Consider the following 2688-nt stretch of genomic DNA (forward strand, 5'->3'; position numbering starts at 1 on the left):
CTCCGGGGGCTATCTATTTTTTCAGTCCAATTCCCTCATTACATATTTTACTTTCACTCTGTTCGGATGTAAGATATATTTGAATGTAGGGATGTTGGAACTATGTATATTTACAACCACGAGAGGGCGTTGGAAAGAACTGAAGAGAGAGTTGAGGATGCTGCTTATTCTGAGGAGTTACACAAATCCAAAAGAATCGATCTTAACATGGGTTATTTTGTATTAAGGCAACTGCCTCGGCCTGTTTCATTGATGCATATGCTGATCTGAACGTTGGTTCTGTGCCGTGCTCAATGAACGGCTTTTCAGGAGACGATATATTATCGTCAATTAATAGTCATGATGGACTTTTTCGATCAGTTCATTCATCTCTGCATCCGTCCATACTGACCATGTGGTTACATGGAGCATTTCACAAACTTTCTCTTGATTTTATTTCTTCGATAGTTTTATACGGAACGATTATGTCAACAGAGCTTCCATTGATGGCTCTTATGTATCCTTTCTCGTCTATGGACACTCTGTTGTAACTTGTGAGCAATTCCTTTAGTTGCTCAAAGGAGATGAAAGGATCAGCCTGTTTAATCGATATAGATCCCTGTTTGTAAACTGTATTAAAACACATTTGTATCACTTCTGATGAAATGCTTTGAATTGCTTTACAGATTCGTCTAGGTCATCTGATTTCTTTTTCTTAGACTTTTCGCACACTGGAACTTATAACCAGATATCTCACAAGCACTTGCCACAGACACTAAGCCAAGTAAGGCCATTGTCAGCAGCAGCATTCTCGGTAGGTTGGAATATGTCATATTTCAACCTCCGTTTTTAGATCTTACCTATGTACTATACTGATCCACGAAACACGGGTAAGATCTACACTCAAACATCGATTTTTCAGCTATTTAATCTTTATGAATATATTAACTATGTTGATACTCATAATGATGAGATATAGTGAGGCTATCCTGAAGATCCATGGTATCATCAAGGAAGAGGATACAATGCCGCAGCTTACGAGTATGGCGTGTCCCAGGTGTGGACAGGTGAAAGGGCCGACTTCTGGATTCTGTTCCAGGTGTGGTATGGCCTTGATGGAGCTTGTGGAGAAGGAGCCGGAGATCGCGAAGATATTGAGGGAGAGTGTTTAGGCATTCTCTCTACTTTTTACAGCATTTTCAATGTATTTAGAGGGACCATTTATCAGGTATTTTCAAGGACTTTGCTCCAATCATCAGACAACCGCTCTGCCTGCTGCAATACTAATTGAATAGCATCTTCCTGTCTGTCAGGTGGATATTTATAACGACGAAGGGTTATACGTACCAGATTGCGCAGTTTTGCACGGACACTATCCCGCTTCTGCCAGTCTACTGTTGTGCTTTTTCTCAGTTTGTTTGCCAGTTCCTGTGCGATCTTCTTAAGGATCTCGTCACCCAGTTCACGAACAGCACTTTCATTGTCTGCCAGTGCATCGTAGAATGCTATCTCTGATTCGTTGAGTCCAAGTTCCTCACCGCGTTTTGCAGCTTCCCGGAACTCTTTGGCCATTTCAATAAGTTCCTCTATGACCTCAGCACTTTTCACGGCACGACCATGGTATTTGTTCAGAGAAGCACTTAAACGTTCACTGAATTTACGCTCCTGTATCACATTACTGCGTGTCCTGGACCTGATCTGGTCCTTAAGCAGTTTCTGCAATAGCTCTACTGCAAGATTCTTGTGGGGTAAGTTCCTAATTTCATCAAGGAATGCATCGGACAGGATACTGAGATCCGGTTTATCCAGACCTGCAAGCTTGAAGATGTCTTCCACACCTTCTGCCACAAGAGCATTATCAAGGATCTGTTTTATGATCTGGTCCTTCTTTTCCTCTGCCAGCTTTTTATCACTGGTGGAAGCCTTAGTAATAACAACCTTCACTGCCTGGTAAAATGCGATCTCCTCACGAAGCTCCATTGCTTCGTCCCTGGTCCCGCATAGTGAATATGCTTTGGAGATGGCAAGTACTACGTCAAAATATCGCTTGCGTCCATTCTCAATACCAAGGATATGGTTCGCTGCAGGCAGGAGCAGTTGCACTGCATTGGTCTTGTAGTCCATATAATTGAATCCATGGAACATACCCCTGGCTTTTTCCATTTCTCCCCTGAGTATTGCCAGGGGTTCAGAGTTATCAATAGTAGGAGTACCTTTACCGCGATTTTCCACATAGTTTACCAGAGCTGAACGAAGTTCTGAGGCAATACCAATGTAGTCCACCACAAGACCACCCTGTTTTTCATGGAACACACGGTTCACGCGTGCTATTGCCTGCATGAGGTTATGAGCACGCATGGGCTTGTCCACGTACATTGTATGCAGGCATGGCACATCAAATCCTGTGAGCCACATGTCACGTACGATGACAAGCTGCAGCGGATCTTCCGGATCTTTGAAGCGATTCTCCAGCATCTTCTTTGTCTGGGAGTTGTATATGTGAGCCTGCAGATGTGCCTCATCCGAGGCAGAACCTGTCATGATGATCTTTATTGCTCCTTTGGAGGGATCATCATTATGCCACTGGGGTCTTAGTTCAGTGATGGCATCGTACATGCGCACGCATATCTCGCGGCTCATGCATACGATCATACCCTTGCCTTTGATGGAAGATTTCCTAGTCTCAAAGTGAGTAACCAGATCGTTGGC

At 43.5% G+C, this 2688-nt stretch carries 4 protein-coding genes; 2 read left to right on the forward strand and 2 right to left on the reverse strand.

Annotation, left to right across the window (positions count from 1 at the left end):
• Positions 1–102 precede the first annotated feature (102 nt).
• Positions 103–270 (forward strand): hypothetical protein, encoded by a 168-nt coding sequence (locus AB7U21_RS11705; RefSeq protein WP_428389251.1) that lies wholly within the window; start codon positions 103–105, stop codon positions 268–270.
• Between the two features lie 142 nt (positions 271–412).
• Here AB7U21_RS11705 and AB7U21_RS11710 read toward each other — a convergent pair whose 3' ends face one another.
• Positions 413–625, reverse strand: a complete 213-nt coding sequence (locus tag AB7U21_RS11710; RefSeq protein WP_428389253.1) for a hypothetical protein — start codon at positions 623–625, stop codon at positions 413–415.
• Positions 626–914: 289 nt separating this feature from the next.
• Here AB7U21_RS11710 and AB7U21_RS11715 point away from each other — a divergent pair, with 289 nt between their 5' ends.
• The gene (locus AB7U21_RS11715) at positions 915–1151 is read left to right on the forward strand and encodes a hypothetical protein (protein ID WP_428389255.1); all 237 of its coding nucleotides are present in this window, start codon (positions 915–917) and stop codon (positions 1149–1151) included.
• A 52-nt stretch (positions 1152–1203) separates the two neighbouring features.
• On the opposite strand, the gene AB7U21_RS11720 is transcribed toward AB7U21_RS11715, so the two are convergent.
• Positions 1204–2688 (reverse strand): type I restriction enzyme endonuclease domain-containing protein (locus tag AB7U21_RS11720; RefSeq protein ID WP_428389257.1); only part of this gene is annotated, 1485 nt, incomplete at its 5' end.

The sequence above is a fragment of the Methanomethylovorans sp. genome (genome assembly GCF_050177135.1).
Taxonomy (GTDB): domain Archaea; phylum Halobacteriota; class Methanosarcinia; order Methanosarcinales; family Methanosarcinaceae; genus Methanomethylovorans.

What these genes read in the sequence shown, in the direction of transcription:
- AB7U21_RS11705 (WP_428389251.1), top strand. Translation starts at nt 103, where the DNA reads ATGTATATTTACAACCACGAGAGGGCGTTGGAAAGAACTGAAGAGAGA.
- AB7U21_RS11710 (WP_428389253.1), bottom strand. Translation starts at nt 625, where the DNA reads ATGTGTTTTAATACAGTTTACAAACAGGGATCTATATCGATTAAACAG.
- AB7U21_RS11715 (WP_428389255.1), top strand. Translation starts at nt 915, where the DNA reads ATGAATATATTAACTATGTTGATACTCATAATGATGAGATATAGTGAG.